Origin of the sequence: Martinezella miluonensis (assembly GCF_900094545.1) — a bacterium.
GTDB lineage: Bacteria > Pseudomonadota > Alphaproteobacteria > Rhizobiales > Rhizobiaceae > Rhizobium > Rhizobium miluonense.
In genome coordinates, this window is the sequence record NZ_FMAH01000004.1 from 261753 (window position 1) to 287983 (window position 26231).

Annotated in this window: 25 protein-coding genes; 22 read left to right on the top strand and 3 right to left on the bottom strand. The window is 60.1% G+C overall.

Features of this window, described 5'->3' with window-relative positions:
- Nucleotides 1-332: 332 nt before the first annotated feature.
- The 14 genes from GA0061102_RS06820 to GA0061102_RS06885 all read left to right on the top strand — a co-directional run bounded on the left by GA0061102_RS06820 (nucleotide 333) and on the right by GA0061102_RS06885 (nucleotide 12996).
- Nucleotides 333-1220 (top strand): VOC family protein, encoded by an 888-nt coding sequence (locus GA0061102_RS06820; protein WP_092845191.1) that lies wholly within the window; start codon nucleotides 333-335, stop codon nucleotides 1218-1220.
- Nucleotides 1217-2056, top strand: coding sequence for a 3-deoxy-8-phosphooctulonate synthase (kdsA, locus tag GA0061102_RS06825; RefSeq protein ID WP_092845193.1), 840 nt, complete (start codon nucleotides 1217-1219; stop codon nucleotides 2054-2056). The genes GA0061102_RS06820 and kdsA overlap by 4 nt, the downstream gene beginning before the upstream one ends.
- A 149-nt stretch (nucleotides 2057-2205) precedes the next feature.
- Nucleotides 2206-3480 carry a phosphopyruvate hydratase gene (gene eno / locus GA0061102_RS06830; protein WP_092845195.1) on the top strand — a complete coding sequence of 425 codons (1275 nt, stop codon included), beginning with the start codon at nucleotides 2206-2208 and terminating at the stop codon, nucleotides 3478-3480.
- Nucleotides 3481-3714: 234 nt separating this feature from the next.
- Entirely contained in the window at nucleotides 3715-4026 is a 312-nt protein-coding gene (locus GA0061102_RS06835; RefSeq protein WP_092845197.1) for an FtsB family cell division protein, read from the top strand.
- Nucleotides 4027-4181: 155 nt separating this feature from the next.
- Nucleotides 4182-5225 (top strand): pyruvate dehydrogenase (acetyl-transferring) E1 component subunit alpha, encoded by a 1044-nt coding sequence (pdhA, locus tag GA0061102_RS06840; RefSeq protein WP_092845199.1) that lies wholly within the window; start codon nucleotides 4182-4184, stop codon nucleotides 5223-5225.
- Between the two features lie 16 nt (nucleotides 5226-5241).
- Entirely contained in the window at nucleotides 5242-6624 is a 1383-nt protein-coding gene (locus GA0061102_RS06845) for a pyruvate dehydrogenase complex E1 component subunit beta (RefSeq protein WP_092845201.1), read from the top strand.
- 15 nt (nucleotides 6625-6639) lie between these two features.
- Nucleotides 6640-7989 (top strand): pyruvate dehydrogenase complex dihydrolipoamide acetyltransferase, encoded by a 1350-nt coding sequence (locus tag GA0061102_RS06850; RefSeq protein ID WP_092845203.1) that lies wholly within the window; start codon nucleotides 6640-6642, stop codon nucleotides 7987-7989.
- 25 nt (nucleotides 7990-8014) lie between these two features.
- Nucleotides 8015-8656, top strand: a complete 642-nt coding sequence (locus GA0061102_RS06855) for an SGNH/GDSL hydrolase family protein (protein ID WP_092845205.1) — start codon at nucleotides 8015-8017, stop codon at nucleotides 8654-8656.
- Between the two features lie 52 nt (nucleotides 8657-8708).
- Nucleotides 8709-10154, top strand: a complete 1446-nt coding sequence (gene lpdA / locus GA0061102_RS06860) for a dihydrolipoyl dehydrogenase (protein WP_092845207.1) — start codon at nucleotides 8709-8711, stop codon at nucleotides 10152-10154.
- A 55-nt stretch (nucleotides 10155-10209) separates the two neighbouring features.
- Complete coding sequence (locus tag GA0061102_RS06865; RefSeq protein WP_092845209.1) at nucleotides 10210-10464, top strand: GlsB/YeaQ/YmgE family stress response membrane protein; 255 nt, start codon at nucleotides 10210-10212, stop codon at nucleotides 10462-10464.
- Nucleotides 10465-10533: 69 nt separating this feature from the next.
- Nucleotides 10534-10782 carry a GlsB/YeaQ/YmgE family stress response membrane protein gene (locus tag GA0061102_RS06870; protein ID WP_092845211.1) on the top strand — a complete coding sequence of 83 codons (249 nt, stop codon included), beginning with the start codon at nucleotides 10534-10536 and terminating at the stop codon, nucleotides 10780-10782.
- 35 nt (nucleotides 10783-10817) lie between these two features.
- Nucleotides 10818-11789 (top strand): lipoyl synthase, encoded by a 972-nt coding sequence (gene lipA / locus GA0061102_RS06875; protein WP_092845213.1) that lies wholly within the window; start codon nucleotides 10818-10820, stop codon nucleotides 11787-11789.
- 157 nt (nucleotides 11790-11946) lie between these two features.
- Nucleotides 11947-12540, top strand: coding sequence for a P-loop NTPase family protein (locus tag GA0061102_RS06880; RefSeq protein WP_092845215.1), 594 nt, complete (start codon nucleotides 11947-11949; stop codon nucleotides 12538-12540).
- A gap of 9 nt (nucleotides 12541-12549) precedes the next feature.
- Nucleotides 12550-12996: a type II toxin-antitoxin system RatA family toxin gene (locus GA0061102_RS06885; protein WP_092845217.1), complete on the top strand. Its 447-nt coding sequence runs from the start codon at nucleotides 12550-12552 to the stop codon at nucleotides 12994-12996.
- Nucleotides 12997-13008: 12 nt separating this feature from the next.
- Here GA0061102_RS06885 and GA0061102_RS06890 read toward each other — a convergent pair whose 3' ends face one another.
- Nucleotides 13009-13503 (bottom strand): CinA family protein, encoded by a 495-nt coding sequence (locus GA0061102_RS06890; protein ID WP_425348518.1) that lies wholly within the window; start codon nucleotides 13501-13503, stop codon nucleotides 13009-13011.
- Nucleotides 13503-14723, bottom strand: coding sequence for a bifunctional 2-C-methyl-D-erythritol 4-phosphate cytidylyltransferase/2-C-methyl-D-erythritol 2,4-cyclodiphosphate synthase (locus tag GA0061102_RS06895; protein ID WP_092845310.1), 1221 nt, complete (start codon nucleotides 14721-14723; stop codon nucleotides 13503-13505). The genes GA0061102_RS06890 and GA0061102_RS06895 overlap by 1 nt, the downstream gene beginning before the upstream one ends.
- A 222-nt stretch (nucleotides 14724-14945) precedes the next feature.
- Between GA0061102_RS06895 and dusB the strand changes: the two genes are divergently transcribed.
- From dusB to hflX, 8 genes are all read left to right on the top strand, one after another.
- Complete coding sequence (dusB, locus tag GA0061102_RS06900; RefSeq protein WP_092845219.1) at nucleotides 14946-15974, top strand: tRNA dihydrouridine synthase DusB; 1029 nt, start codon at nucleotides 14946-14948, stop codon at nucleotides 15972-15974.
- A complete protein-coding gene (locus GA0061102_RS06905; RefSeq protein ID WP_092845221.1) occupies nucleotides 15971-17128 on the top strand; it encodes a two-component system sensor histidine kinase NtrB in 1158 nt (385 codons plus the stop codon). Before dusB ends, GA0061102_RS06905 begins: the two co-directional genes overlap by 4 nt.
- The gene (gene ntrC / locus GA0061102_RS06910) at nucleotides 17125-18576 is read left to right on the top strand and encodes a nitrogen regulation protein NR(I) (protein ID WP_092845223.1); all 1452 of its coding nucleotides are present in this window, start codon (nucleotides 17125-17127) and stop codon (nucleotides 18574-18576) included. The genes GA0061102_RS06905 and ntrC overlap by 4 nt, the downstream gene beginning before the upstream one ends.
- 284 nt (nucleotides 18577-18860) lie before the next feature.
- The gene (locus GA0061102_RS06915) at nucleotides 18861-21134 is read left to right on the top strand and encodes a sensor histidine kinase NtrY-like (RefSeq protein WP_092845225.1); all 2274 of its coding nucleotides are present in this window, start codon (nucleotides 18861-18863) and stop codon (nucleotides 21132-21134) included.
- A complete protein-coding gene (gene ntrX, locus GA0061102_RS06920) occupies nucleotides 21124-22488 on the top strand; it encodes a nitrogen assimilation response regulator NtrX (protein ID WP_092845227.1) in 1365 nt (454 codons plus the stop codon). The genes GA0061102_RS06915 and ntrX overlap by 11 nt, the downstream gene beginning before the upstream one ends.
- A 47-nt stretch (nucleotides 22489-22535) precedes the next feature.
- Nucleotides 22536-23399, top strand: a complete 864-nt coding sequence (locus GA0061102_RS06925) for a D-amino-acid transaminase (RefSeq protein WP_092845229.1) — start codon at nucleotides 22536-22538, stop codon at nucleotides 23397-23399.
- A 108-nt stretch (nucleotides 23400-23507) separates the two neighbouring features.
- Nucleotides 23508-23750 carry an RNA chaperone Hfq gene (gene hfq / locus GA0061102_RS06930; RefSeq protein ID WP_003539403.1) on the top strand — a complete coding sequence of 81 codons (243 nt, stop codon included), beginning with the start codon at nucleotides 23508-23510 and terminating at the stop codon, nucleotides 23748-23750.
- 78 nt (nucleotides 23751-23828) lie between these two features.
- Entirely contained in the window at nucleotides 23829-25163 is a 1335-nt protein-coding gene (gene hflX / locus GA0061102_RS06935) for a GTPase HflX (RefSeq protein ID WP_092845231.1), read from the top strand.
- Between the two features lie 203 nt (nucleotides 25164-25366).
- Here the strand turns inward: hflX and mazG are convergent, their stop codons facing one another.
- Nucleotides 25367-26215 carry a nucleoside triphosphate pyrophosphohydrolase gene (mazG, locus tag GA0061102_RS06940; RefSeq protein WP_092845233.1) on the bottom strand — a complete coding sequence of 283 codons (849 nt, stop codon included), beginning with the start codon at nucleotides 26213-26215 and terminating at the stop codon, nucleotides 25367-25369.
- Between the last annotated feature and the right edge of the window lie 16 nt (nucleotides 26216-26231).

Genomic DNA, 26231 nt, shown 5'->3' on the forward strand with positions numbered 1-26231 from the left:
AATTTCGGTAAAGCCTTGTTCGGGCAATTAAATAATTATCACTGTCGAATGTATCGCCTGAAGACACTTGCACGTCACGTCTGCGCTAACCTGCGGATAAATATAGGAAATGCCGTCCGTACCGCCACGAAGACTTTCCTGGTTCAGCGGGTGCGTCTGATGCCTCTACGCGTACGACACTTCGTCGGATAAGCCCGCTATGGAAGAGAATCAGTAATCACGTTTCCGAGATTGCGTTTCGTTCACGCCGCCTGCTTTGTGCTCGTTGCTTCCATCTTGAATTAGGCGACGGATAGGCGCAAATCTGCACCTGCAGGGAAACAGGAGAAACCATGATTTCATCGCCGCACCCGCTGGATCATCTCGTGCTGCCGACCGTCAACATCGCTCTGGCGCGTGAACGTCTCGGTAAGCTCGGCTTTACCGTGGCTCCGGATGCGCGTCATCCTTTCGGCACCGAGAATGCCTGCGTCTTCTTTGCCGACAAGACCTATCTCGAACCTCTGGGCGTGGCGTCGCAAGAGCAATGCGAGACGAGCATTGCCGATGGCAATGTCTTCGTCGCGCGCGATCAGGCCTATCGCTTCCGTGTCAGCGAGGATGGTTTCTCGGCAGTGGTTTTCGGTACCGATGATGCTGCTGTGGATGACAAACGTTTCAGGGCTGCCACGATCTCGGCGGGGCGGATGCTGGATTTCTCCCGGCCCCTGAGGATGCCGGATGGAACGCAAACCACGGCCGGTTTTCGCCTGGCCTTTGCCGCCGACCTGCGTGCGCCGGATTTTCTGGCCTTCTGCTGCCAACGCATCAATCCGCTGCCGGCGGACCGCGGCGCGCTCGAGCGCCATGAGAACGCCGTGACCGGCATTGCGCGGGTGGCGATGTCGGCAACCAAGCCGGCCGCGTTCCGCAGCTTCTTCGAGCACGTCGTCGGCAACCCTCGAATTTTTGAGCACTCCTTCGGGCTGACGATCAAGGCGGCCAACGCCGATATCGAGCTTCTGACGCCGCAAGGTATAGAAGCATTTTACGATTTGCGGGTCGGCGATCATGATCCGGGCTTGCGGGCGCGAGCAATCCTTTTCAAAACGCGCGATCTTTCCGTGACATCGTCGCATTTCGCTGCTAACGGCGTCACATATACGCGTAAGAACAATCGTATTTTGGCACGGCTGGCGCCCGAACAGGGCGCGTTGTTCGCCTTCGAGGAGATAGCATGAGCACGAATTCCGAAGTGATCGTCGGCGAAGGAGCTTCTAAGGTTCTGTTTTCCAACACCGCCAAGCTCTCCCTGATTGCCGGTCCCTGCCAGATGGAAAGCCGCGAGCATGCGTTCATGGTTGCCGGCGTCCTGAAGGAACTCTGCGAGAAGCTCGGCATCGGCCTTGTCTACAAGTCGTCCTATGACAAGGCGAACCGCACGTCGCTCTCTGGCAAGCGCGGCATTGGCCTTGAAACATCCATGGAAGTCTTTGCCGATCTGAAAAAGGAGTACGGCTTTCCTGTTCTGACCGACATCCACACGGAAGAGCAATGCGCTGTCGTCGCCAAGACGGTCGACATCCTGCAGATCCCAGCCTTCCTGTCGCGCCAGACCGATCTTCTTGTCGCCGCCGCCAAGACCGGCCGCGTCGTCAACGTCAAGAAGGGGCAGTTCCTTGCCCCCTGGGACATGAAGAACGTGCTTGCCAAGCTGAACGACAGCGGCAACCCGAACATTCTTCTGTGCGAGCGCGGCGCTTCCTTCGGCTACAACACACTCGTCTCCGACATGCGCTCGCTGCCGATCATGGCATCGATGGGCGCACCGGTGATCTTCGATGCGACCCATTCGGTGCAGCAGCCCGGCGGGCAGGGTGGCTCGACCGGGGGGGATCGCCGATTCGTCGAGACGCTAGCGCGTGCCGCCGTTGCCGTTGGCGTTGCGGGCGTCTTCGTCGAAACCCATGAGGACCCGGACAACGCGCCCTCGGACGGTCCGAACATGGTCTATTTGAAGGATATGCCGCGGCTTCTGGAGAAGTTGCTGGCCTTTGACGCCATCGCCAAGGCTTGAGAAATACGGGTGTTCAACAGGCTGACATGAATTTGCGCTACGCGGCCTGTAAGGGTGCCAAATCAACGGTGTGGATCGACATTGTAATTTCCACACCTTCGATTAAAACGATTTAAATCGATTTATAAACCAGCGAGCAGGAAGCTATCATGACCGCAATCACCGACATTATCGCCCGCGAGATTCTCGACAGCCGTGGCAATCCGACTGTCGAAGTCGATGTCTACCTTGAAGATGGCAGCATGGGCCGCGCGGCGGTTCCGTCGGGCGCCTCGACCGGCGCACATGAAGCTGTCGAGCTGCGCGATGGCGGCAAGCGCTATCACGGCAAGGGCGTCGAAAAGGCTGTCGAAGCCGTTAACTCGGAAATCTTCGACGCGATCGGCGGCATGGATGCTGAAAACCAGATCCAGCTCGACAACATCATGATCGAGCTCGACGGCACGCCGAACAAGTCGCGCCTCGGCGCCAACGCTATCCTCGGCGTCTCGCTCGCTGTTGCCAAGGCTGCTGCCCAGAGCGCCAACCTGCCGCTCTATCGTTACGTCGGCGGCGCTCACGCCCGCCTGCTGCCGGTTCCGATGATGAACATCATCAACGGCGGCGCTCACGCCGACAACCCGATCGACTTCCAGGAATTCATGATCCTGCCGGTTGGCGCTGAATCCATTCGCGACGCCGTTCGCATGGGTTCGGAAATCTTCCACGTTCTGAAGAAGGAACTGGCGTCGCAGGGCCACAACACCAACGTCGGCGACGAAGGCGGATTTGCTCCGGGTCTTTCCAGCGCCCCGGCAGCCCTCGACTTCATCATGAAGTCGATCGAAAAGGCTGGTTATAAGCCAGGCGAAGAAATCGCTCTCGGCCTCGATTGCGCTTCGACCGAATTCTTCAAGGACGGCAAGTACGTGCTCGAAGGTGAAGGCCGCACGCTGGAATCCGGCGCAATGGCCGAATACCTGGCGGAACTCGCCGCCAAGTACCCGATCGTCTCGATCGAAGACGGCATGGCTGAAGACGACTGGGAAGGCTGGAAGACGCTGACCGACCTGATCGGCAAGAAGACGCAGCTCGTCGGCGACGACCTGTTCGTCACCAACTCCGCTCGTCTGCGCGACGGTATCCGCATGGGCGTTGCCAATTCGATCCTCGTCAAGGTCAACCAGATCGGCTCGCTGACCGAGACCCTCGACGCCGTCGAAACCGCGCACAAGGCCAACTACACGGCCGTCATGTCGCACCGCTCGGGCGAAACGGAAGACTCCACGATCGCCGATCTTGCGGTTGCCACCAACTGCGGCCAGATCAAGACCGGCTCGCTGTCGCGCTCCGACCGTCTTGCCAAGTACAACCAGCTCATCCGCATCGAGGAAGCGCTCGGCCCGCAGGCAAAATATGCCGGCCGCTCCATCTTGCGCGGCTGATGCCAGATCCGCTGGATTCCATTGGATCCGCGGCTGCATTATATCCGTTGAAATCGAACCGCGCCCCAGGGCGCGGTTTTTTGTTGACCCGCGCAGTTAGAGTCAACGGACGGTTAATCTCTGCCAGTTAAATTAGCTCTAGGTGTTTGATTTGATGTGATCTTGTCTCTGGCTGCAATGCTTGCAGCGTGGGTCGTGATGGGATCGCCTAACGGCAGAGCGTTTCGAGCGAGTATGTGGACAAAGTATCATAAGAAGAGAAAGTTCGGTCGTTTCGTTCTTCCCGCCATCACGATCGCTTTTGTGAGTTACTTCGGTTATCATTGCGTTCACGGCGACTACGGCCTGAAGGCGACGGAGGTTTTCGAACAGCGCCGCATCGACCGTGGCAAGGAATTGGCGGATCTGGTTGCCAGGCGCGAGCACCTTGAAAAGGAGGTCGCTCTGCTCAGTGACGGCTCCCTGGATAAGGATATGCTCGACCAGCATGCGCGCTACCAATTGACCTACTCCAAGGCGAACGAAATCGTCATTTTCAATAAATAGCCACAATTAACCGAATTCCGGTTAATTGTGTTTTTGCGATTTATATCAATAGTTTGCAGAGAATATGAGCCATGCAATTATAGCATTGCTGTGGCGAACAATCTTGCCTATGTTAGCTTCACCACAAACGAGGCTACTCACACAGGGAGGGTTGAATGGCGCCGCGAAAGAACGCGTCCGTTTCCAGCCGTAAGACAGCATCAAGACCTGCCAAAGAAACCAATGGCGGTCCGATCGCAGATTTCGATCGTGATGCGGAGCTCAAGGCTTATCGTGAGATGCTCTTGATCCGCCGCTTCGAGGAGAAAGCCGGCCAGCTTTACGGCATGGGCTTCATCGGCGGCTTCTGTCACCTTTACATCGGCCAGGAAGCTGTCGTCGTCGGCATGCAGATGGCGCTGAAGGATGGCGACCAGATCATTACCGGCTATCGCGACCACGGCCATATGCTCGCAACCGGCATGAGCGCGCGCGGCGTCATGGCCGAGCTGACCGGACGTAAGGGCGGCTATTCCCGAGGGAAGGGCGGCTCCATGCACATGTTCTCCAAGGAAAAGAACTTCTATGGCGGCCATGGCATCGTCGGCGCGCAGGTCTCGCTCGGCACCGGTCTCGGCTTTGCCAACTGGTATCGCGGCAATGACAATGTCAGTGTCGCCTATTTCGGCGACGGCGCTGCCAACCAGGGCCAGGTCTACGAAAGCTTCAACATGGCGCAGCTGTGGAAGCTGCCGGTGATTTTCGTGATCGAAAACAACCGATACGCCATGGGCACTTCGACCGCCCGCGCTACCGCGCAGGCCGATTTCTCCAAGCGCGGCGCTTCCTTCGGCATTCCTGGCATCCAGGTCGACGGCATGGACGTTCGTGCGGTCAGGGCCGCGGCTGACGAAGCCGTTGCGCATTGCCGCTCCGGCAATGGTCCGATCATCCTCGAAATGATGACCTATCGTTATCGCGGTCACTCCATGTCCGACCCGGCGAAGTATCGTTCCAAGGATGAAGTGCAGAAGATGCGCTCCGAACATGACCCGATCGAGCAGGTTCGCGCTCGCCTGCTCGAAAAGGGCTGGGCAAGCGAAGACGATCTGAAGGATATCGACAAGGATGTCCGCGAGATCGTTGCCGACAGCGCCGATTTCGCCCAGAACGATCCTGAGCCGGATGCATCCGAGCTCTACACCGACATTCTGCTCTAAATCGGGGAGGGACACTATGCCCATCGACATTCTCATGCCCGCCCTTTCTCCGACGATGGAAGAGGGTACCCTTTCGAAATGGCTCAAGAAGGAAGGCGACAAGGTCGTTTCCGGTGACGTCATTGCCGAAATCGAAACCGACAAGGCCACCATGGAAGTGGAAGCTGTCGACGAAGGCACGATCGGCAAGCTGCTGATCGACGCCGGCACCGAAGGCGTCAAGGTCAACACCAAGATCGCCATCCTCTTGCAGGACGGTGAATCTGCCGACGCTATTTCGTCTGCCAAGGCAGCACCTGCCGCCCAGCCGGTAAAGACCGAAGCTGCCGCCGCCGCTCCGGCGCCTGCAGCGGCACCGGTTCCGGCTCAGCCGAAGGTTGCCGCAGCCGCCGATCCGGAAATTCCGGCCGGCACTGAAATGGTGTCTATGACGGTGCGTGAAGCACTGCGCGACGCGATGGCCGAAGAAATGCGCGCCAATCCCGACGTTTTCGTCATGGGTGAGGAAGTGGCCGAGTATCAGGGCGCCTACAAGGTGACCCAGGGCCTGCTGCAGGAATTCGGCGCACGCCGCGTCATCGACACCCCGATCACCGAGCACGGTTTTGCCGGTATCGGCGTCGGTGCCGCTATGGCCGGCCTTCGCCCGATCGTCGAGTTCATGACGTTCAACTTCGCCATGCAGGCGATCGACCAGATCATCAACTCCGCTGCCAAGACGCTCTATATGTCCGGCGGCCAGATGGGCGCTCCGATCGTCTTCCGCGGCCCAAACGGCGCAGCAGCCCGCGTCGGCGCTCAGCACAGCCAGGACTATGCTGCCTGGTACAGCCAAATTCCAGGCCTGAAGGTCGTCATGCCGTACACGGCAGCCGACGCCAAAGGCCTGCTGAAGGCTGCCATCCGCGATCCGAACCCGGTCATCTTCCTCGAGAACGAAATTCTATACGGTCAGCACTTCGACGTGCCGAAGCTCGATAACTTCGTTCTGCCGATCGGCAAGGCCCGCATCCACCGTCCGGGCAAGGACGTCACGGTCGTCTCCTTCGGCATCGGCATGACCTATGCCACGAAGGCCGTCGCCGAGCTGGAAGCCCAGGGCATCGATGTCGAACTCATCGACCTGCGCACCATCCGTCCGATGGATCTTCCGACGGTCATCGAGTCGGTCAAGAAGACCGGCCGTCTGGTCACCGTCGAGGAAGGCTATCCGCAGTCCTCCGTCGGCACGGAAATCGCCACCCGCGTCATGCAGCAGGCCTTCGACTATCTCGATGCGCCGATCCTGACGATTGCTGGCAAGGACGTACCCATGCCATATGCCGCCAACCTCGAAAAGCTGGCGCTCCCGAGCGTCGCCGAAGTGGTCGATGCGGTAAAGGCCGTTTGCTACAAGTAAGGGGAGGGCTCATCGATGCCTATCAACATCACCATGCCTGCCCTCTCGCCGACCATGGAAGAGGGTAACCTCGCCAAGTGGCTGGTCAAGGAAGGCGACAAGATCAAGTCCGGCGACGTGATCGCCGAGATCGAGACTGACAAGGCAACGATGGAAGTCGAGGCCGTCGATGAAGGCACCGTCGCCAAGATCGTCGTTCCTGCCGGCACCGAAGGCGTGAAGGTCAATGCCCTGATCGCCGTGCTCGCTGCCGATGGCGAAGATGTCGCGGCTGCGGCTTCCGGTGCTGGCGCTGCTGCGGCTCCTGCTCCGAAGGCGGAAACAGCCCCGGCGGCCGCACCCGCTCCGGCAATCGTTGCGGCTCCGGCTGCATCCACTCCGGCACCCGCTATATCGGCTCCGGCCGCAAACGACGGTCATCGCACCTTCGCGTCTCCGCTCGCCCGCCGTCTTGCAAAGGACGCCGGCATTGATGTTGCGGCACTCGACGGCTCCGGCCCGCATGGTCGTGTCATCAAGAAGGATATCGAGGCTGCGATTTCCGGCGGTACCGCAAAGGCTGCTCCCGCAGCAGCACCGGTTGCACAGCCGGCTGCCGCTGCTGCTCCGGCAGCACCGAAGGGCATGTCGGACGATGCCGTCCTCAAGCTGTTCGAGCCCGGTTCCTACGAGCTCGTGCCGCATGACGGTATGCGCAAGACGATCGCCAAGCGCCTGCAGGAATCCAAGCAGACGATCCCGCACTTCTACGTCTCGGTCGATTGCGAACTCGATGCGCTTCTGGCGCTCCGCACGCAGCTCAACGATTCCGCTCCGAAGTCGAAGGACGGTGTGCCGGCCTATAAGCTCTCGGTCAACGACATGGTCATCAAGGCCCTGGCGCTGGCACTGCGTGACGTTCCGGATGCCAACGTATCCTGGACCGACAGCAACATGGTCAAGCACAAGCATGCGGATGTCGGCGTTGCCGTTTCCATTCCGGGCGGCCTGATCACGCCGATCATCCGCAGCGCCGACCAGAAGACGCTCTCGACCATCTCCAACGAGATGAAGGATTACGGCAAGCGCGCCAAGGAGCGCAAGCTGAAGCCTGAGGAGTATCAGGGTGGCACCACGGCCGTGTCGAACATGGGCATGATGGGCGTCAAGAACTTCGCTGCCGTCGTCAACCCGCCGCATGCGACCATTCTGGCGGTCGGCGCGGGCGAGCAGCGCGTCATCGTCAAGAAGGGCGAAATGGCGATTGCCACCGTGATGACCGTCACGCTGTCGACCGACCATCGTGCCGTCGACGGTGCGCTTGGCGCCGAGCTCCTGGCAGCCTTCAAGGGCTACATCGAAAATCCGATGGGGATGCTCGTCTGAGCCTTGCTGCGATACGGAGGCATGAATGACCAAGACTGTTCTGTGTTACGGCGACTCGCTGACATGGGGCTACAGTGCCGAAACGGTCGGCCGTCATGCCTATGAAGATCGGTGGCCGAGCGTGCTGCAAAAGGCGCTCGGCAACCAGGTTCGCGTGATCCCGGAAGGATTGAACGGCCGCACGACGGCGTTCGACGATCATCTTGCCGATTGCGACCGCAACGGCGCGAGGATCCTGCCGACGATCTTGCAGAGCCACAACCCGCTCGATCTCGTGATTATCCTGCTGGGGACCAACGATATGAAGCCGGTCGTCGCCGGCTCGGCTTTCGCCGCTCTGCAGGGCATCAGCCGCTTGGTCCAGCTCGTGCGCAATCATGCTTGGGGGTTCGACTACGAGGTGCCCGATATCCTCATCGTCGCCCCGCCGACAATCTCCGAGACCGCCAATGCCGCTTTTGCGGCCAGCTATCTCGGCGCAGTCAAGGAATCGAGCAAGCTGCCGACGCTCTATAGCGATCTGGCCGACGAGCTGGGCTGCGGCTTCTTCGATGCCAATACGGTCGCCGTCACCACGCCGCTCGATGGCGTACATCTCGATGCTGAAAATACCCGGGCGCTCGGTCGCGGCCTCGAGCCGATCGTGCGGATGATGCTCGGTCTCTGACACAGTCAAGGCGCCGGTTTAGATCCGCCGCCACCAATAAGGCAGGAAACACATGGCTGAGAATTACGACGTCATTATCATCGGCTCCGGTCCCGGCGGTTATGTCGCCGCCGTGCGCGCCGCCCAGCTTGGCCTGAAGACCGCGATCGTCGAGCGCGAGCACCTGGGCGGCATCTGCCTCAACTGGGGCTGCATACCCACAAAGGCGCTGCTCCGCTCCGCTGAAATCCTCGATCATTCCAACCATCTGAAGGATTACGGCCTCGTTCTCGAAGGCAAGGTAAGCGCGGATGTGAAGGCGGTCGTTGCCCGCTCGCGCGGCGTTTCCGCCCGTCTGAACAACGGCGTCGGCTTCCTGATGAAGAAGAACAAGGTCGACGTCATCTGGGGCGAAGCCAAGATCACGAAGCCGGGCGAGATCGTCGTCAGCAAGTCGACCAAGCCGGTCGTCGAGCCGCAGCATCCGGTGCCGAAGAACGTCAAGGGCGAGGGCACCTATACCGCCAAGCACATCATCGTCGCCACGGGCGCCCGTCCGCGCGCTCTGCCCGGCATCGAGCCGGATGGCAAGTTGATCTGGACCTATTTCGAGGCGCTGAAGCCTGACTTCCTGCCGAAATCGCTGCTCGTCATGGGCTCGGGCGCCATCGGCATCGAGTTTGCCAGCTTCTATCGCTCGATGGGCGTCGACGTTACCGTCGTCGAAGTCATGCCGACGGTCATGCCGGTCGAAGACGCCGAAATCTCCGGCATCGCCCGCAAGCAGCTTGAAAAGCGCGGCCTGAAGATCTTCACCAATGCGAAGGTCACGAAGGTCGACAAGGCTGCCAACAGCATCACCGCCCATGTCGAAACCGAAGACGGCAAGGTTCAGCAGATCGTCGCCGACCGCATGATTTCGGCCGTCGGCGTGCAGGGCAACATCGAAAACCTCGGCCTCGAGGCGCTTGGTGTGAAGACCGACCGCGGCTGCGTCGTCATCGACGGTTACGGCAAGACCAACGTACCGGGCATCTACGCGATCGGCGACGTTGCCGGTCCGCCGATGCTGGCGCACAAGGCCGAGCATGAGGGCGTCGTCTGCATCGAGAAGATCGCCGGCCTGCCGAATGTTCACCCGACGGATAAGAGCAAGGTTCCGGGCTGTACCTATTGCCACCCGCAGGTTGCCTCCGTCGGCCTGACCGAAGCCAAGGCCAAGGAACTCGGCCGCGATATCCGCGTCGGCCGCTTCTCCTTCGTTGCCAACGGCAAGGCGATTGCGCTTGGCGAAGACCAGGGCCTCTGCAAGGTCATCTTCGACAAGAAGACCGGCGAGCTTCTGGGTGCCCATATGGTGGGTGCAGAAGTGACGGAACTCATCCAGGGTTTCGTCGTCGCGATGAACCTGGAGACGACGGAAGAAGAGCTGATGCACACGATCTTCCCGCATCCGACCGTTTCGGAAACGATGAAGGAAGCCGTGCTGGACGCCTACGGCCGCGTGCTGAACGCTTGATAATTTCCTGCCACGCCCTTTATCCGAGGGGTGGAAAACAGGAAAGGAAATCAACATGTCTATCGCAGCGCAAGGTTGGGTCGTCTTTCTTCTTATCGGTCTGGTGGCGGGTTTTCTCGCAAGCCTGATCGTCGGTGGCGGCGGCCTCATCAGTTGCCTGGTGAGCGGCGTGATCGGCGCCTTCGTGGGTGGCTTCCTGTTCCACTGGTTCGGGATTTCGCTCGGCATAGAAAATGCGCTGGTGGTGGAGATCATCCATGCCACCGTCGGCGCGATCGTCGTGGTGCTGCTGGCGAGATTGATCGTCTAGCGCATCATCGGTAAGACGCAACGCGGCGTTCGGCGGGATTATCCTCACGGCGCTTGAAACGAGGGTTTGATGGAAAGCGTGGGTTGGCTGGGTCTGATCATCATTGGCGGTCTCGCGGGCTGGCTCGCAGGTAAGCTGATGGATGCGCGCTATGGGATCATTCTCAACATCATCCTCGGTATTGCCGGCTCGGTTGTCGCGGCAGGGCTTTTGGTGGCCATGCATGTCGGCGTACCTGGCGGCCGGCTTGGCTTTTTCATCACCGGTTTCATCGGTGCGTGCATTCTGATATTCCTCGCCAAAGTCGCACGGCGATGAGGGGCCGCATTTGAGCGGCGGAAAGTAGACGTTTCATGGTCACCATTCTCGACACGATCAACCCGGAAGCCAAGCGCGTTCGACACCCGGAGAAGGCGCATCGGCCAGATACCGAAGTCCTGCGCAAGCCGGACTGGATCCGCGTGAAGGCGCCGACGTCGAAGGGCTATGCCGAGACGCGCTCCATCGTGAAGGAGCACAAGCTCGTCACGGTCTGCGAAGAGGCCGGCTGCCCGAACATCGGCGAGTGCTGGGACAAGAAGCACGCCACCTTCATGATCATGGGCGAGATCTGTACGCGTGCCTGCGCCTTCTGCAACGTCGCGACCGGCAAGCCGAATGCTCTCGATATGGCGGAGCCGGAAAACGTCGCCAAGGCCGTCAAGGAGATGGGCCTCAGCCACGTCGTCATCACCTCGGTCGACCGTGACGATCTGGAAGACGGTGGCGCCGAGCATTTCGAAAAGGTGATCTGGGCGATCCGCGCCGCTTCGCCTGCAACCACGATCGAGATCCTGACGCCTGACTTCCTGAAGAAGCCGGGTGCATTGGAGCGCGTCGTTGCCGCCAAGCCTGATGTCTTCAATCACAATATGGAAACCGTGCCGGGCAACTATCTGACGGTTCGCCCCGGTGCGCGCTATTTCCATTCGGTCCGCCTGTTGCAACGGGTCAAGGAACTGGATCCGACCATGTTCACCAAGTCGGGGATCATGGTAGGGCTCGGAGAAGAGCGTAACGAAGTCCTGCAGCTGATGGACGATTTGCGCACGGCCGATGTCGACTTCCTGACCATCGGTCAGTACCTGCAACCGACGCGCAAGCATCACCAAGTAATGAGCTTCGTCACGCCGGAGGAATTCAAGTCCTACGAGACCGTGGCCTACACCAAGGGCTTCCTCATGGTGGCGTCTAGCCCGCTAACGCGCTCCTCGCATCATGCCGGCGACGATTTCGAGCGGCTGCGGGCTGCTCGCGCCAAGAAGCTGTTGCTCGCTGCCGAGTAAGCCCGACAACATCCAGTCTTGCCTTTTGAACGAACCGCGGCGATTGTGCCGCGGTTTTTGTTCGCGCGGTCATCTGTTCGTCATGTGGGCGGCTTAGGGAACACGCCGCCGTTTGTGACCGGTGTCGGCACTTTAGATTCGACTATGGAGCTGGACCGTGGAGCAGATCGTCGCGCCGCAGGCGCTTTCCGATGCCGTCGATCTCGAAGAGGCGGCTACCCTCATCAGGAAGGCGAACCGCATTCTCGTTATGGGCTGTTCCGGCGGCGGCAAGTCGACTCTATCGCAGAAGATCGCCGCGCGCTTCGGCTTGGCCTATGTTTCGATCGATCGCGATATTCTCTGGCTGCCGGGCTGGGTTCAGCGCGACAGGGATGAGCAGCGCGCCATCATTGTCGCCAAGGTGCAAGGCGAGCGGTGGATCATGGATGGCACCAATCCCTCGACATTCGATGTGCGCTTGCCGCGCACGGATTTCGTCATCTGGGTGCGAATGCCGCGCCTGCTGTGCATCTGGGGCGTGGTCTCCCGCTGGATCAAATGGATGGGCCGCACGCGCCCGGAAATGGCACCCGGCTGCATCGAGAAGGTCGATTGGGAATTCCTGCGCTTCATCTGGACGTTCGAGGAGAAATTCACGCCACGCGTTCTTGGCGGACTTGCACAGCACGGCCCGGATGTCCCTGTTTTGCAGCTGAAATCCCGCGGCGAAATGCGTCAGCTTCTTGATCTTCTCTGCCGTCCTGCTTAATTGCGGCTCATGCCTCACTTCGAAACTCATCGCCCCGTTCCGCATTCACCCGATCAGATGTTCGACCTCGTCGCCGACGTGGAGCGTTATCCGGAGTTCCTGCCGCTCTGCGAAGCGCTCGTTGTCCGTAGCCGCAAGGAGCGCGACGGCAAGATCCTGCTGATTGCCGATATGACTGTCGGCTACAAGGCGATCCGCGAGACCTTCACTACGCAAGTACTGTTGAACAAGGCGGAACGTGCCATCGATGTGAAATATATCGACGGCCCCTTCAAGTATCTTGACAATCGCTGGCGCTTCACGCCGTCGGAGAATGGCGGCAGCGTCATCGATTTCTTCATCGATTATGAGTTCAAGAGCCGCATTCTCGGCGCCCTGATGGGTTCGATGTTCGACCGAGCCTTCCGCATGTTCACGGATGCCTTCGAGACGCGCGCGAGCAAGATATATGCGTAAAGCTGCTCCCGGTCATTGACCGAGAGCGACGAGCATCTCCAATGCCGTCTTCAAGGTGGCGATCCGAACCCGATCGCGCCCGATATCGCCATAACGCATTTCGTGATGGATGAGGGCACCGCTGCGCGACTTAGCGGCGAGATGGACGAGCCCCACGGGCTTTTCCGCAGAGCCGCCACCGGGGCCGGCAACGCCGGTTACCGCCACTGCAAAATCGGCCCGGGAGCGGAAGAGGGCGCCGTGCACCATTTGCAGTGCCGTTTCCTTCGACACTGCGCCGAACTGCGCTAGCGTCTGCTCCTGCACGCCGAGCATCTCCATCTTGGCGGTGTTCGTATAGGTCACGAAGCCGCGATCGACGACGGCGGACGAGCCTGGAATTTCCGTCAGCGCGCCGGCGATCAGCCCGCCGGTACAGGATTCGGCTGTTGCGACCATCCAGCCCTTCGCCGTGAAGTCCGTGACGATCTTCTGTGCGAGCGCGAGAATCTCATTCGGGAAATGCATTATGCTTTGCCTCCGCGATAGACGACGGTCGCCGTGGCGATAGCCGCGATGCCTTCGCGGCGCCCGACGAAGCCGATTTTCTCGTTGGTCGTTGCCTTGACCGAACAGCGATCGATGCTGATGCCGAGAAACTCCGAGAGCTTGGCGCGCATGACGTCGCGATGCGGCCCGACCTTTGGCGCTTCGGCAATCAGAGAGACGTCCGCATTCATGATGGTGCCGCCGCGCTCGCGCACGATCTTTGCCGCATGCTCGATGAAGATGCGGGAGGGGGCGCCCTTCCATTGCGGATCGGACGGCGGAAAATGGTCGCCGATATCGCCGGCGCCGCATGTGGCGAGCAGCGCATCCGTGAGGGCATGCAAGGCAACATCCGCGTCCGAATGCCCCTTCAGCCTCTGGTCGTGCGGAATGAAGACGCCGCAAAGGGTCACGCCGTCGCCGGGCTCCAGCTGGTGCACGTCATAGCCGTTGCCGGTGCGCACATCGGGCAGCAGACCGGCGCTGAGCTTTTCATCGGCCATGGCAATATCCCTCTTGATCGTCAGTTTCACATTGTCGGCACTACCGGTCACCAATGTCACCGGCAGGTTACACCATTCCGCAATCGCCGCATCGTCTGTGAAATCGCTTTTGCCCTCAGCTGCTGCTTTCTCATGCGCAGCAAGGATATCACTGAATAGGAAGGATTGCGGCGTCTGCGCAGCGTGAAGCCCGGTGCGGGGAACCGTCTCGACCACCAGCCCGCTTGTGTCACCGCGCTTCAGCGTGTCGGTGACGGGCATGGCGGGCAAAACGGCAGGCGCTCCCGCGGCAAGGGCTGCGGCGACGCGATCCAGCAGATCATGGTCGAAGAAGGGACGTACCGCGTCATGGATCATGACATGCGTTACGCCGCTGTTCTTCAGTTGCCTTAGCCCGGCAAGCACGGATTGCTGGCGGGTCGTGCCGCCGAAGGCGATCTCGATCTCAGGCAGATCCGCAACTTGCTCCAACGCCGCCCGAAGCAGGTTTTCATCGTGACGGTGGATGACGACGACGATCTTCGACGCCTGCGGCCATGTCACGAATCTTTCAAGCGTATGCGCAATAACCGCTCTGCCGCCGATCGGACGATATTGCTTGGGGCCTTCTTCGGGAGAACCCGCCCGTTCGCCGCGCCCGGCGGCAACGATCACTATTCCTACCGACAGCGGTTGCGTTGAATGCATTTGCGTCATAAACCCCCGAAAGATGAAAGGCTCGGTCTCTTGCATGGCTTTGAAAAGAGCGGAGCTTTCCTTTGAATAAGCGCATTCTAGATAGATCGCCAAGGCGGGATCCTGCTTCAGCAGGGTCTATCGTCTCAATTGAGTATTTTCCAGCATTTGCCCCAAAAATATCGGGATTTTCCGAAACCCCTTGGCAAACATTTAAACCGTGTCTAAAAATAGTGCAGATGTATGGTGTGCCCGAAAGATAATCATTTGTTTTCCTCCAAGCTTGCAGCCCCATTTTCCATCGGTTCCGTATCAATCCGAAATCGCGTCATCCTGGCGCCGATGTCGGGTGTGACCGATCTGCCGTTCCGGCAGCTCGCTTTGCGTTACGGTGCCGGCCTAGTCGTCACGGAAATGGTCGCAAGCCGCGAGCTGGTGCAGGATACGGCTGAATCCTTGGCGCGTCTGAAGAGTGCGGGATTGAGGCCGCATATGGTGCAGCTTGCCGGCCGCGAAGCGCATTGGATGGCCGAGGCAGCAAAGATCGCCGCTGATAATGGTGCCGATATCATCGATATCAACATGGGATGCCCGGCCAAGAAGGTCATTGGTGGCTATTCCGGCTCGGCGCTGATGCGCGACCCGGATCATGCGCTGGCATTGATCGAAGCGACGGTTGGCGCGGTGAACATTCCCGTGACCTTGAAGATGCGGCTTGGCTGGGATGAGAACTCCATCAATGCGCCTGATATCGCACGCCGTGCCGAAGAGGCTGGTATCCAGCTCGTCACCATTCATGGCCGCACGCGCATGCAGTTCTATGAGGGCAGGGCGGATTGGGATGCGATCCGCGCGGTGCGCGATGTCGTTTCCATCCCGCTGGTCGCCAATGGCGATGTCGAGACGGTGGAAGATGCCGAGGAAATCCTGCGGCGCTCCGGTGCTGATGTCGTCATGATCGGCCGCGGTTGTCAGGGCCGTCCGTGGCATGCGGGCATTCTGGCTGGTCATCGCGGGCCGGGCCGTCAGGAGATTGTCGAGGTCGCGCTCGAACACTACCGGATGATGCTGGAGTTTTACGGCGAGGCGGTTGGCATCCGCCATGCGCGCAAGCATCTGGCCTGGTATCTCGATCGCTATGCGCCGGAGACGACAGGTGCCGAGAAGGCGAAAATCATGACGTCGAAAGACAGCGGCGAAGTGGCTGCATTGTTCCATGCCTCACTCTGGGCCGGCGCCGATCTCGCTCAATGCGTCCAGGAGGCTGCATGACTTCGAAACTCAGCTCCGGGGCCGGTGACAACGCGGCCAATTCCGTGGCGATGGCCGTTCTCAACGCGATCCAGAACCCTGTCGTCATGGTCGACGAGGCGGGTCTCATTGCCTTTGCCAACTGGGAGGCCGAAGCTTTCTTCGGCGCCAGCGCCTCGCATCTGTCGCGCTACAAGATTTCGACCTTCATCCCCTTCGGCAGCCCGTTGCTGGCGCTGATCGACCAGGTGCGCGAGCGCCGCGGACCTGTCAACGAGTATCGTGTCGACCTCAGTTCGCCGCGTCTCGGACAGGATAAGCTGGTGGATCTCTACGTAGCGCCGGTTTCCAGCGAGCCCGGCTCCGTAGTGGTGGTGTTCCAGGAACGCTCGATGGCGGACAAGATCGATCGGCAACTGACCCATCGCGCTGCTGCTCGCTCGGTCACCGGCCTTGCCTCCATGCTGGCGCACGAGATCAAGAATCCGCTGTCGGGCATTCGCGGCGCCGCACAGTTGCTCGAACAGTCCGTCGAGGACGACGATCGCGCGCTGACGCGCCTCATCTGCGACGAGACCGACCGTATCGTGTCGCTGGTCGATCGCATGGAGGTCTTCTCCGATGAGCGGCCCGTCGATCGCGTGCCCGTCAATATCCATTCCGTCCTCGATCATGTGAAGGCAGTCGCCAAGGCCGGTTTTGCCCGCAACATCAAACTGTCGGAGAATTACGACCCGTCGCTGCCGGCAGTTTTTGCCAACAGGGACCAGCTCGTACAGGTCTTCCTCAATCTGGTGAAGAATGCCGCCGAAGCGGTTGGCGACCGGCAGGATGGCGAGATCATGCTGACGACGGCCTACCGTCCGGGCATTCGCCTTTCGGTCGCCGGCACGCGCGAGAAGATCTCGCTGCCGCTGGAATTCTGCGTGATCGACAATGGTCCCGGCGTACCGGCCGATCTCGTGCCGCATCTTTTCGATCCGTTCATCACGACGAAGACGAACGGTACTGGCCTCGGCCTAGCGCTGGTCGCCAAGATCATCGGCGATCATGGCGGCATCGTCGAATGCGACAGCCAGAACCATCGCACTACTTTCCGCGTTTTGATGCCGGCTTCCAAAGGCATCACGCTTGAAGACGCCCCCTTTCCGAACTCTACAGGGACTACTCGATGACAGCCACGATCCTTGTCGCCGATGACGATGCGGCCATTCGTACCGTGCTCAATCAGGCTTTGAGCCGTGCAGGTTATGATGTGCGCATCACCTCCAACGCCGCCACGCTCTGGCGTTGGGTTTCCGCCGGCGAAGGCGACCTTGTCGTAACCGACGTCGTCATGCCGGACGAAAATGCATTCGATCTGCTGCCCCGCATCAAGAAGGCGAGACCGGATCTGCCTGTCCTGGTCATGAGCGCGCAGAATACCTTCATGACGGCGATCAAGGCATCCGAGAAGGGCGCCTATGACTATTTGCCGAAACCGTTCGACCTGACGGAACTGATCGCGATCGTCGGCCGGGCATTGTCCGAGCCGAAGCGCAAGCCGACGAAGATCGACGATGACATACAGGACGGCATGCCGCTTGTCGGTCGTTCCGCCGCAATGCAGGAAATCTACCGCGTGCTCGCGCGCCTGATGCAGACCGATCTCACGCTGATGATCACCGGTGAATCCGGTACGGGCAAGGAACTTGTCGCACGCGCCCTGCATGACTACGGCAAGCGCCGCAATGGTCCTTTCGTGGCCATCAACATGGCTGCGATCCCGCGCGACCTGATCGAATCCGAGCTCTTCGGCCATGAAAAGGGGGCCTTCACCGGCGCACAGGCGCGCTCCACCGGTCGCTTCGAGCAGGCCGAAGGCGGCACTCTGTTTCTCGATGAAATCGGCGATATGCCGATGGATGCGCAGACGCGCCTGCTGCGCGTGCTGCAGCAGGGCGAGTATACGACGGTCGGCGGTCGCACGCCGATCCGCACCGACGTTCGTATCGTTGCGGCCACCAACAAGGATCTGAAACAGGCGATCAATCAGGGCCTGTTCCGCGAGGACTTGTACTACCGCCTCAACGTCGTGCCGTTGCGCCTGCCGCCGCTGCGCGATCGCGCCGAGGATATTCCCGATCTCGTGCGTCATTTCGTGCAGCAGGCGGAAAAGGAAGGCTTGGGTTCCAAGCGCTTCGACCAGGAAGCGCTCGAATTGATGAAAGCCTATCCCTGGCCCGGCAACGTCCGCGAGCTGGAAAACCTTATCCGCCGGCTGATGGCGCTCTATCCGCAGGATATCATCACCAAGGAGATCATCGATGCGGAACTGCGCGCTGACGTGCCCGACAGCCCGATCGAAAAGGGGCCGGTTCGCACCGGTACGATGACCATCGCCCAGGCGGTGGAAGAGAATATGCGGACCTATTTTGCCGGATTCGGCGAGAATCTCCCGCCGCCTGGTCTCTACGACCGCGTTCTGACGGAAATGGAATATCCGCTGATCCTTGCCGCATTGACCGCCACGCGCGGCAACCAGATCAAGGCTGCCGATCTTCTGGGTCTGAACCGCAATACGCTGCGCAAAAAGATAAGAGAACTGGGAGTTTCGGTTTACAGAAGCTCGCGCACGGCTTGACAAGGCAATCCGAAGCGTTGCATTTTCGCCACAATGCGTTGCTTAAAGGTCACGCAGCAGATTCGTCGTTTTGCGATGGCGATTCGTCTGACGCTTTTCCATTTTAAATGGAATTCGTCTGATTTTTCAGCCTATTGCAATGATGATTTGAAGTAATTGTTTCGCTTTCAAACGAGATCGAACGAGAGTTTCCGCCTCGCGTTGCCGCCCCAGCTGGCGTCAAAATCGCGGCTGCGCGGATTGAACGGGGCGCCGATTGTCGTTCGAGCGTGGAGATGATTGGAATGACCAAGGACGCGGTGTCGCCGGCGGCGAGCGACGAAGCGGCTGTCAAGGTGACTGACCGTCGTGCCTCCTTCGCCCTCCCTGGCCTCGTCTTGGCCGGCGGCGCGTTGCTGTGCGCGATTGCCACGCTGCTGATGCTTCTCGGGCTGACGCCTGTAGGTCCTACATCCTCGGTGGTCTTCACCTCGGTCGTCATCAACGGCTTGTTCGTATTCGGGCTGATCGCGCTGATCGTGCGCGAGGTCGCGCGGCTGATGAAGGCGCGCAGCCGAGGCCGCGCGGCAGCACGTCTGCATATCCGCATCGTCGCCCTCTTTTCGATTGTAGCGATCACGCCGGCAATTCTGGTCGCCATCGTCGCGAGCTTGACGCTGAATGTGGGCCTAGACCGCTGGTTCGGCGTGCGCACCCAGCAGATCATCAGCTCCTCGCAGAATGTCGCGCAAGCCTATCTGATGGAAAATGCGAGCTATCTGCAGGGCCAGACAGTTTCGATGGCGAACGATCTGGAGCGCAATCGTTCGCTTTACAGTCTGGATCGCACAGGCTTTGCCGATTTGATGACCCGCCAGGCCCGGGGCCGCGGGTTGCTCGGTGCCTTCCTTGTCCGCCGCGACGGCAGCGCCATCGTCCAGGCCGAAATCAAGACCGAGCGGCCACTGCCGGCTATTCCGAAGGACGCGCTCGACTCGTCGGCCAATGGTCAGCCGACGCTCATCCCGCCCGGTGTGACCAACCTCGTCGGCGCGGTCATCAAGCTCGATGAAATCCCCGGCTCGTTTCTCTATACGGTGCGTGCCGTCGACCCGCGGGTCATGAACGCCATGCGGATGGTCGAGGACAACACCGTCGAATACAAGGCGATGGAAGAAGGGCGAATGTCGCTCCAGATCGCCTTCGCCGTTCTCTACATCGGCTTTGCACTCATCGTGCTGCTGGCTGCGATCTGGACCGCCATCGCTATTGCCGACCGTATCGTACGGCCGATCCGTCTCCTCATCAGCGCGGCCGACAACGTCGCCTCGGGCAATATGAATGTGCTTGTGCCGGTGCGCTCGGCTGACGGCGATGTCGGCAGCCTGTCGCGCACCTTCAACAAGATGATCTCGGAAATCCGTACCCAGCGGGATGAAATTCTGGAAGCGAAAGACGAGGTTGACGACCGCCGCCGCTTCATCGAGGCCGTGTTGTCGGGCGTGACGGCGGCCGTGATCGGCGTCGAACATGATCGGCGCATCACCATCGTCAACACTTCGGCCGAAGATCTGCTGTCGCTGAAAAGCGACGAGCTGATCGGCAAGAATCTGGTTGAGATCGCGCCCGAAGTCGAGCAAGTCGTGACGGAAGCCACGACGCGCCATCGCAACGATTTCCGCAAGCAGATCAGCCTCGTTCGCGGTGGAACCGTGCGCACGCTCAGCGTCCAGGTGACGCGGGAGGAAGCGCGCGATGCCAATGAATCCTACGTTATCACCCTCGACGACATCACCGATCTGGTCATTGCGCAGCGCTCGACCGCCTGGGCCGACGTCGCGCGCCGCATCGCGCATGAAATCAAGAACCCGCTAACGCCGATCCAGCTGTCCGCCGAGCGTATCCGCCGCCGTTTCGGCAAGAACATTGCCGAGGCCGACCGTCCGGTCTTCGACCAGTGCACGGACACCATCATCCGGCAGGTGGGCGATATCGGCCGCATGGTCGACGAATTCTCCTCCTTTGCCCGCATGCCGAAGCCGACCATGGAGCCGAGCGACCTGCGGGATATTCTGCGCGACTCGGTGTTCCTGCGTGAAATGGGCAACAACCACGTCAAGTTTGAACGAGACCTGGGCGATGAGCGGCTGGAAGGCATGTTCGATGCGCGAATGCTGGGCCAGGCTTTCGGCAATCTCATCAAGAACGCCGTCGAAGCGATCGAAGGCGTGCCAAGCGATCAGGCGCGCGAGCAGCCGAAAATCCTCGTGCGAGCATCGCTGGATCCGGAACGCGATCGCTTCACCGTCGATGTCATCGACAACGGCCGCGGTCTGCCGGTGGAGAACCGGCACAGCATTCTCGAACCTTACACGACGATGCGCGAGAAGGGCACCGGCCTTGGCCTCGCCATCGTCAAGAAGATCATTGAAGACCATGGCGGACAGCTCGAACTTCACGACGCTCCCGCAGAATTCGACCAGGGCAGGGGGGCCATGATCCGCGTGCATTTGCCGCGCCGTGAGCAAGCCGCCGTCGCCCAGCCAGCAAGTGATAAGGAAAGCGTCTATGGCATCTGATATTCTCGTAGTCGACGACGAGGAAGACATTCGCGAAATCGTTTCGGGAATTCTCTCGGATGAGGGGCACGAAACCCGCACGGCGCATGATAGCGACAGTGCGCTTGCCGCAATTTCTGATCGAGCGCCGCGTCTGATCTTCCTCGATATCTGGATGCAGGGCAGCAAGCTCGACGGCCTCGCATTGCTCGACGAAATCAAGGCACGCCATCCGGAGCTGCCTGTAGTCATGATTTCCGGTCACGGCAATATCGAGACGGCCGTTTCCGCCATCAAGCGCGGCGCTTTCGACTTCATCGAGAAGCCGTTCAAGGCCGATCGTCTGATCCTGATTGCCGAGCGCGCGCTGGAGAATTCCAAGCTGAAGCGCGAGGTCTCCGAGCTGAAGCGCCGCACCGGCGATGCCGTGGAGCTGATCGGTACCTCGGTTGCCGTTTCGCAGATGCGCCAGACGATCGACAAGGTCTCGCCGACCAACAGCCGCGTCATGATCTTCGGCCCGTCCGGTTCCGGCAAGGAACTCGTGGCCCGGATGATGCACAAGAAGTCGACCCGAGCCAATGGTCCGTTCGTGGCGCTGAATGCGGCGACGATCACGCCCGAACGCATGGAAGTCGCGCTGTTCGGCACCGAGGGCTCGCCGGGACAGGCGCGCAAGATCGGCGCTCTGGAAGAGGCTCATCGCGGCATCCTCTATCTCGACGAGGTCGGCGAAATGCCGCGCGAGACGCAGAACAAGATCCTGCGCGTGCTGGTCGACCAGCAGTTCGAGCGCGTCGGCGGTTCGAAGCGGGTAAAGGTGGATGTGCGCATCATCTCGTCCACGGCCTATAATCTCGAAAGTCACATCGCCGAAGGCCTGTTCCGCGAAGATCTCTATCATCGCCTCGCCGTCGTTCCGGTTCGTGTTCCGGCGCTTGCCGAGCGGCGGGAGGACATTCCTTTCCTCGTTGATCAGCTCATGCGGCAGATTTCCGAACAGGCCGGAATCCGCCCACGCCGGATCGGCGATGACGCAATGGCGGTGCTGCAGGCGCATGACTGGCCGGGCAACATCCGCCAGCTGCGCAACAATATCGAGCGCCTGATGATCCTGGCGCGTTCGGACGGCGCGGATACTCCGATCACGGCTGAAATGCTGCCGACCGATCTCGGCGACATGCTGCCGAAGGTATCCGCCAAGAATGACTATCACATCATGACCTTGCCGCTACGCGAAGCACGCGAAATGTTCGAGCGCGATTATCTCATCGCCCAGATCAATCGCTTCGGCGGCAATATCTCGCGCACGGCGGAATTTGTCGGCATGGAGCGTTCGGCGCTGCATCGCAAGCTGAAGTCACTGGGCGTCTGAGCGGCAATCCGGCACTTCAAATTATAGAATTCTGATCAGGGGCTTCCATGCCGAGAATAGCTTATGTGAATGGTCGCTACGTGAACCACAGCGATGCCGCGGTGCATATCGAGGATCGCGGCTATCAGTTCGCCGATGGCGTCTATGAGGTTTGCGAGGTTCGTCATGGCGTGATCGTCGACCTGACGCGCCATCTCGATCGCCTCAACCGCTCGCTGAGCGAACTGCGTATCGCCTGGCCGATGACGCGCTCGGCGCTGATCCTTGTGATTCGCGAGACGCTACGACGCAATCATGTCCGCAACGGCCTGTTCTACCTGCAGGTGACGCGCGGCGTTGCCCGGCGCGATCATGTCTTCCCGCCGGCGGGTACGCCATCGTCGATCGTCGTCACCGCCAAGAGCACCGATCAGTCTGTCATCGCCAAGAAGAACGCCAGTGGCATCAAGGCGATCACCGTCCGCGACAATCGCTGGGACCGGGTGGATATCAAGTCCGTCGGTCTGCTTCCGAATGCCATGGCTCGCCAGCAGGCAAAGGAAGCCGGTGCGCAGGAAGCGATCTATATCGACCACCACGGCATGGTGAAGGAAGGCGCAGCCACCAATGTCTGGATCGTCGATCATGACGGAAATCTCGTCACCCGTCCGGCCGAACATGGCATCCTGCGCGGCATCACCCGAACGACCCTGATGGATGTGGCAGCCAAGCTCGGAGTGACGATTGTCGAGCGATTCTTCTCGGTCGAGGAGATGATGGAAGCGCGCGAAGTGTTCATCACGGCCGCGACAAGCATATGTTTCCCGGTCGTTTCCATCGACGGCGAAACCATTGCCAACGGTCATCCGGGCAGCATGTCACAGAAAATTCGCGAAGCCTTTTTCGACGTTGCGGAAAAGACTGCGATTTGATACCAACATGCGCTGGGTGGGAGAGAATGAGGGCATCTCCTATTCGGGACCTCTGTATATTATGATATTTCACCGGCTTAGGTCGGCAAAAAAGAAAGAAGCGGCGCGATGGCGGAACGTTCTCAGAACTTGCAGGACTTGTTTCTCAATACTGTTCGCAAGCAAAAGATTTCACTGACAATTTTCTTGATTAACGGCGTGAAGCTCACAGGTGTCGTAACCTCGTTCGACAATTTCTGCGTTCTGCTCCGCCGCGACGGCCATTCGCAGCTCGTTTACAAGCACGCGATCTCGACGATCATGCCGGGTCAGCCGATGCAGATGTTCGAGAGCGAAGAAGCCGCATCCTAACTGGGACTTGCTACTATCACGACACGCGATACCAAAAATGATTCCCTCATCCCGGAGTCCGTAAAACACCGGGATGACATGCGCGCTGTCGTGGTCGTGCCTGTGCTGAAGCAGGCGCGATCTGCGCGCGCCGCTCAGGCCGATAGCGCCATTTCCGTCTCGCGCCCGCCCGAAAGCCGGCTGGAAGAGGCCAAGGGCCTTGCGCTCGCCATCGACCTCGATGTCGTCAATGGCTCCATCGTCCCGATCAACGATCCGCGGCCGGCGACTCTGCTCGGAACCGGCAAGATCGAGGAAATCCTCGCACTGCTCGATGAATTCAATGCCGGGCTCGTCATCGTCGATCATCCGTTGACGCCCGTGCAGCAGCGCAATCTCGAAAAGGCATGGAACGCCAAGGTCATCGACAGAACCGGCCTCATTCTCGAAATTTTCGGCCGCCGCGCCTCCACCAAGGAAGGCACGCTGCAGGTCGAGCTTGCCCATCTGAACTATCAGAAGGGTCGGCTGGTTCGAAGCTGGACCCACCTTGAACGCCAGCGCGGCGGTGCCGGCTTCATGGGTGGCCCGGGTGAAACGCAGATCGAAGCCGACCGGCGCATGCTGCAGGAGCGGATCATCCGGCTGGAGCGCGAGCTGGAGCAGGTGGTTCGGACTCGCCAGCTCCATCGCGCCAAGCGCCGGAAGGTGCCGCACCCGATTGTCGCGCTTGTAGGTTATACCAATGCCGGCAAATCGACGCTGTTCAACCGCATCACCGGCGCCGGCGTTCTGGCCGAGGACATGCTGTTTGCGACGCTCGACCCGACGCTGCGCCGCATGAAGCTGCCGCACGGCCGCACCGTCATCCTCTCCGATACGGTCGGCTTCATCTCGGATCTGCCGACTCACCTGGTGGCAGCGTTCCGCGCGACGCTCGAAGAGGTTTTGGAAGCCGATTTGATCCTGCATGTGCGCGATCTTTCGGATGACGACAATCAGGTCCAGAGCGCCGATGTGATGCGTATTCTCGGCGATCTCGGCATCGGCGAAGCCGAAGGCGCCGAGCGCATCCTTGAGGTCTGGAATAAGATCGACCGCCTGGAGCCGGACGCGCATGATGCCATCGTGCAGAAGGCATCGACGTCAGAAAACGTCATTGCCGTTTCGGCGAAAAGCGGCGAGGGCGTTGATCGTCTGATGGACGAAATCAGCCTGCGCCTTTCCGGCGTGCTGACGGAAACGACGATCACGCTACCGGTGGAAAAGCTGGCGCTGCTGCCATGGCTCTACAATCACGCCATCGTCGATAACCGCGAGGACAATGAGGACGGCACCGTGACGCTCGATGTTCGTCTGACGGAGACCGAGGCGGAGGAACTGGAACGGCGCGTGGGCAACGGCCCTAAGCCGCAGCGCGAAGACTGGGAATAGGTGGTTTCGAGGCATGTCGCGCTAAAGTGCGCAGCCGTTTTGCGGCAATGACATGCTAGAGCGGCTCAGTTCTTCACGGAATCTGAGAGCTGCTCTAACTTATTGTTTTTACGCAATTCCGGACGGAAAACTGCTGCGCACTTTTCCTGAAATTGCTCTAGAGACCAAAGAGCTGAAGCGCGAGGAACGGGACACGCCGCGCTTTAGGCCGTTTTCACGCCTGCAAGCTGCCGCTCGATGGCTTTTGCCGCCTGCCAGATCTCTTCCATCTGCTCCAGCGAGGCGCCCTCCAGCGTCTCGCCTTCAGCTTCAAGCGTCGTTTCGATGTGATGGAAGCGGCGGCGGAACTTCGTGTTCGTGCCGCGCAGGGCCTGTTCCGGGTCGCTGTTCACATGCCGGCCGATATTGACGACGGCGAAGATCAGGTCGCCGAGTTCGTCGCTGACTTTCGCTTTATCACTGCTCGCCAGCGCTGCCCGCAATTCGCCGATCTCTTCTTCGATCTTGTCGAGAATAGGCTCCGGCGCAGACCAATCGAAGCCGACTTTGGCGGCACGCTCCTGAAGTTTCAAAGCTTCCGTCAGGGCAGGGAAGGTCCGCTGCACCGAACCCAGGAAGCCAACCTTGAAATCTTCAGTGACGCCGCTCCTGGCACGGCGCTCGGCCCGCTCGCGCTTCTCCTCAGCCTTGATCCGATCCCATTGCAGCGTCACAGCATCCTCGGTCTTCGCATCGGAGACGGCAAAGACATGCGGATGGCGGCGGATCATCTTGCGGGTGATGGCATGTACGACGTCGCCGAAGGAAAAGGCGCCGGCCTCCTCGGCGATCCGCGCATGGAAGACGACCTGCAGCAGGAGATCACCAAGCTCGTCGCAAAGATCGTCGTTATCCTTGCGTTCGATCGCATCCGCGACCTCATAGGCCTCTTCAATCGTGTAGGGCTTGATGGTCTCGAAGGTCTGGACGATGTCCCAAGGGCAGCCGCTCTCGGGATCTCGCAGCGCCGCCATGATTTCGATCAGGCCGTTTATGTCTCGCGATGCTTCCATCGTCGCCTCGGGTCTT

Coding starts and splice junctions, on each gene's coding strand:
- GA0061102_RS06870 (WP_092845211.1), top strand. CDS start 10,534: ATGGAAAGCGTGGGTTGGCTGGGTCTGATCATCATTGGCGGTCTCGCG.
- pdhA (WP_092845199.1), top strand. CDS start 4,182: ATGGCGCCGCGAAAGAACGCGTCCGTTTCCAGCCGTAAGACAGCATCA.
- GA0061102_RS06925 (WP_092845229.1), top strand. CDS start 22,536: ATGCCGAGAATAGCTTATGTGAATGGTCGCTACGTGAACCACAGCGAT.
- GA0061102_RS06850 (WP_092845203.1), top strand. CDS start 6,640: ATGCCTATCAACATCACCATGCCTGCCCTCTCGCCGACCATGGAAGAG.
- ntrX (WP_092845227.1), top strand. CDS start 21,124: ATGGCATCTGATATTCTCGTAGTCGACGACGAGGAAGACATTCGCGAA.
- GA0061102_RS06845 (WP_092845201.1), top strand. CDS start 5,242: ATGCCCATCGACATTCTCATGCCCGCCCTTTCTCCGACGATGGAAGAG.
- kdsA (WP_092845193.1), top strand. CDS start 1,217: ATGAGCACGAATTCCGAAGTGATCGTCGGCGAAGGAGCTTCTAAGGTT.
- GA0061102_RS06895 (WP_092845310.1), bottom strand. CDS start 14,723: ATGACGCAAATGCATTCAACGCAACCGCTGTCGGTAGGAATAGTGATC.
- GA0061102_RS06855 (WP_092845205.1), top strand. CDS start 8,015: ATGACCAAGACTGTTCTGTGTTACGGCGACTCGCTGACATGGGGCTAC.
- ntrC (WP_092845223.1), top strand. CDS start 17,125: ATGACAGCCACGATCCTTGTCGCCGATGACGATGCGGCCATTCGTACC.
- eno (WP_092845195.1), top strand. CDS start 2,206: ATGACCGCAATCACCGACATTATCGCCCGCGAGATTCTCGACAGCCGT.
- GA0061102_RS06820 (WP_092845191.1), top strand. CDS start 333: ATGATTTCATCGCCGCACCCGCTGGATCATCTCGTGCTGCCGACCGTC.
- hfq (WP_003539403.1), top strand. CDS start 23,508: ATGGCGGAACGTTCTCAGAACTTGCAGGACTTGTTTCTCAATACTGTT.
- GA0061102_RS06835 (WP_092845197.1), top strand. CDS start 3,715: ATGTGGACAAAGTATCATAAGAAGAGAAAGTTCGGTCGTTTCGTTCTT.
- GA0061102_RS06890 (WP_425348518.1), bottom strand. CDS start 13,503: ATGCATTTCCCGAATGAGATTCTCGCGCTCGCACAGAAGATCGTCACG.
- lipA (WP_092845213.1), top strand. CDS start 10,818: ATGGTCACCATTCTCGACACGATCAACCCGGAAGCCAAGCGCGTTCGA.
- GA0061102_RS06885 (WP_092845217.1), top strand. CDS start 12,550: ATGCCTCACTTCGAAACTCATCGCCCCGTTCCGCATTCACCCGATCAG.
- GA0061102_RS06905 (WP_092845221.1), top strand. CDS start 15,971: ATGACTTCGAAACTCAGCTCCGGGGCCGGTGACAACGCGGCCAATTCC.
- dusB (WP_092845219.1), top strand. CDS start 14,946: ATGGTGTGCCCGAAAGATAATCATTTGTTTTCCTCCAAGCTTGCAGCC.
- lpdA (WP_092845207.1), top strand. CDS start 8,709: ATGGCTGAGAATTACGACGTCATTATCATCGGCTCCGGTCCCGGCGGT.
- hflX (WP_092845231.1), top strand. CDS start 23,829: ATGCGCGCTGTCGTGGTCGTGCCTGTGCTGAAGCAGGCGCGATCTGCG.
- GA0061102_RS06865 (WP_092845209.1), top strand. CDS start 10,210: ATGTCTATCGCAGCGCAAGGTTGGGTCGTCTTTCTTCTTATCGGTCTG.
- mazG (WP_092845233.1), bottom strand. CDS start 26,215: ATGGAAGCATCGCGAGACATAAACGGCCTGATCGAAATCATGGCGGCG.
- GA0061102_RS06915 (WP_092845225.1), top strand. CDS start 18,861: ATGACCAAGGACGCGGTGTCGCCGGCGGCGAGCGACGAAGCGGCTGTC.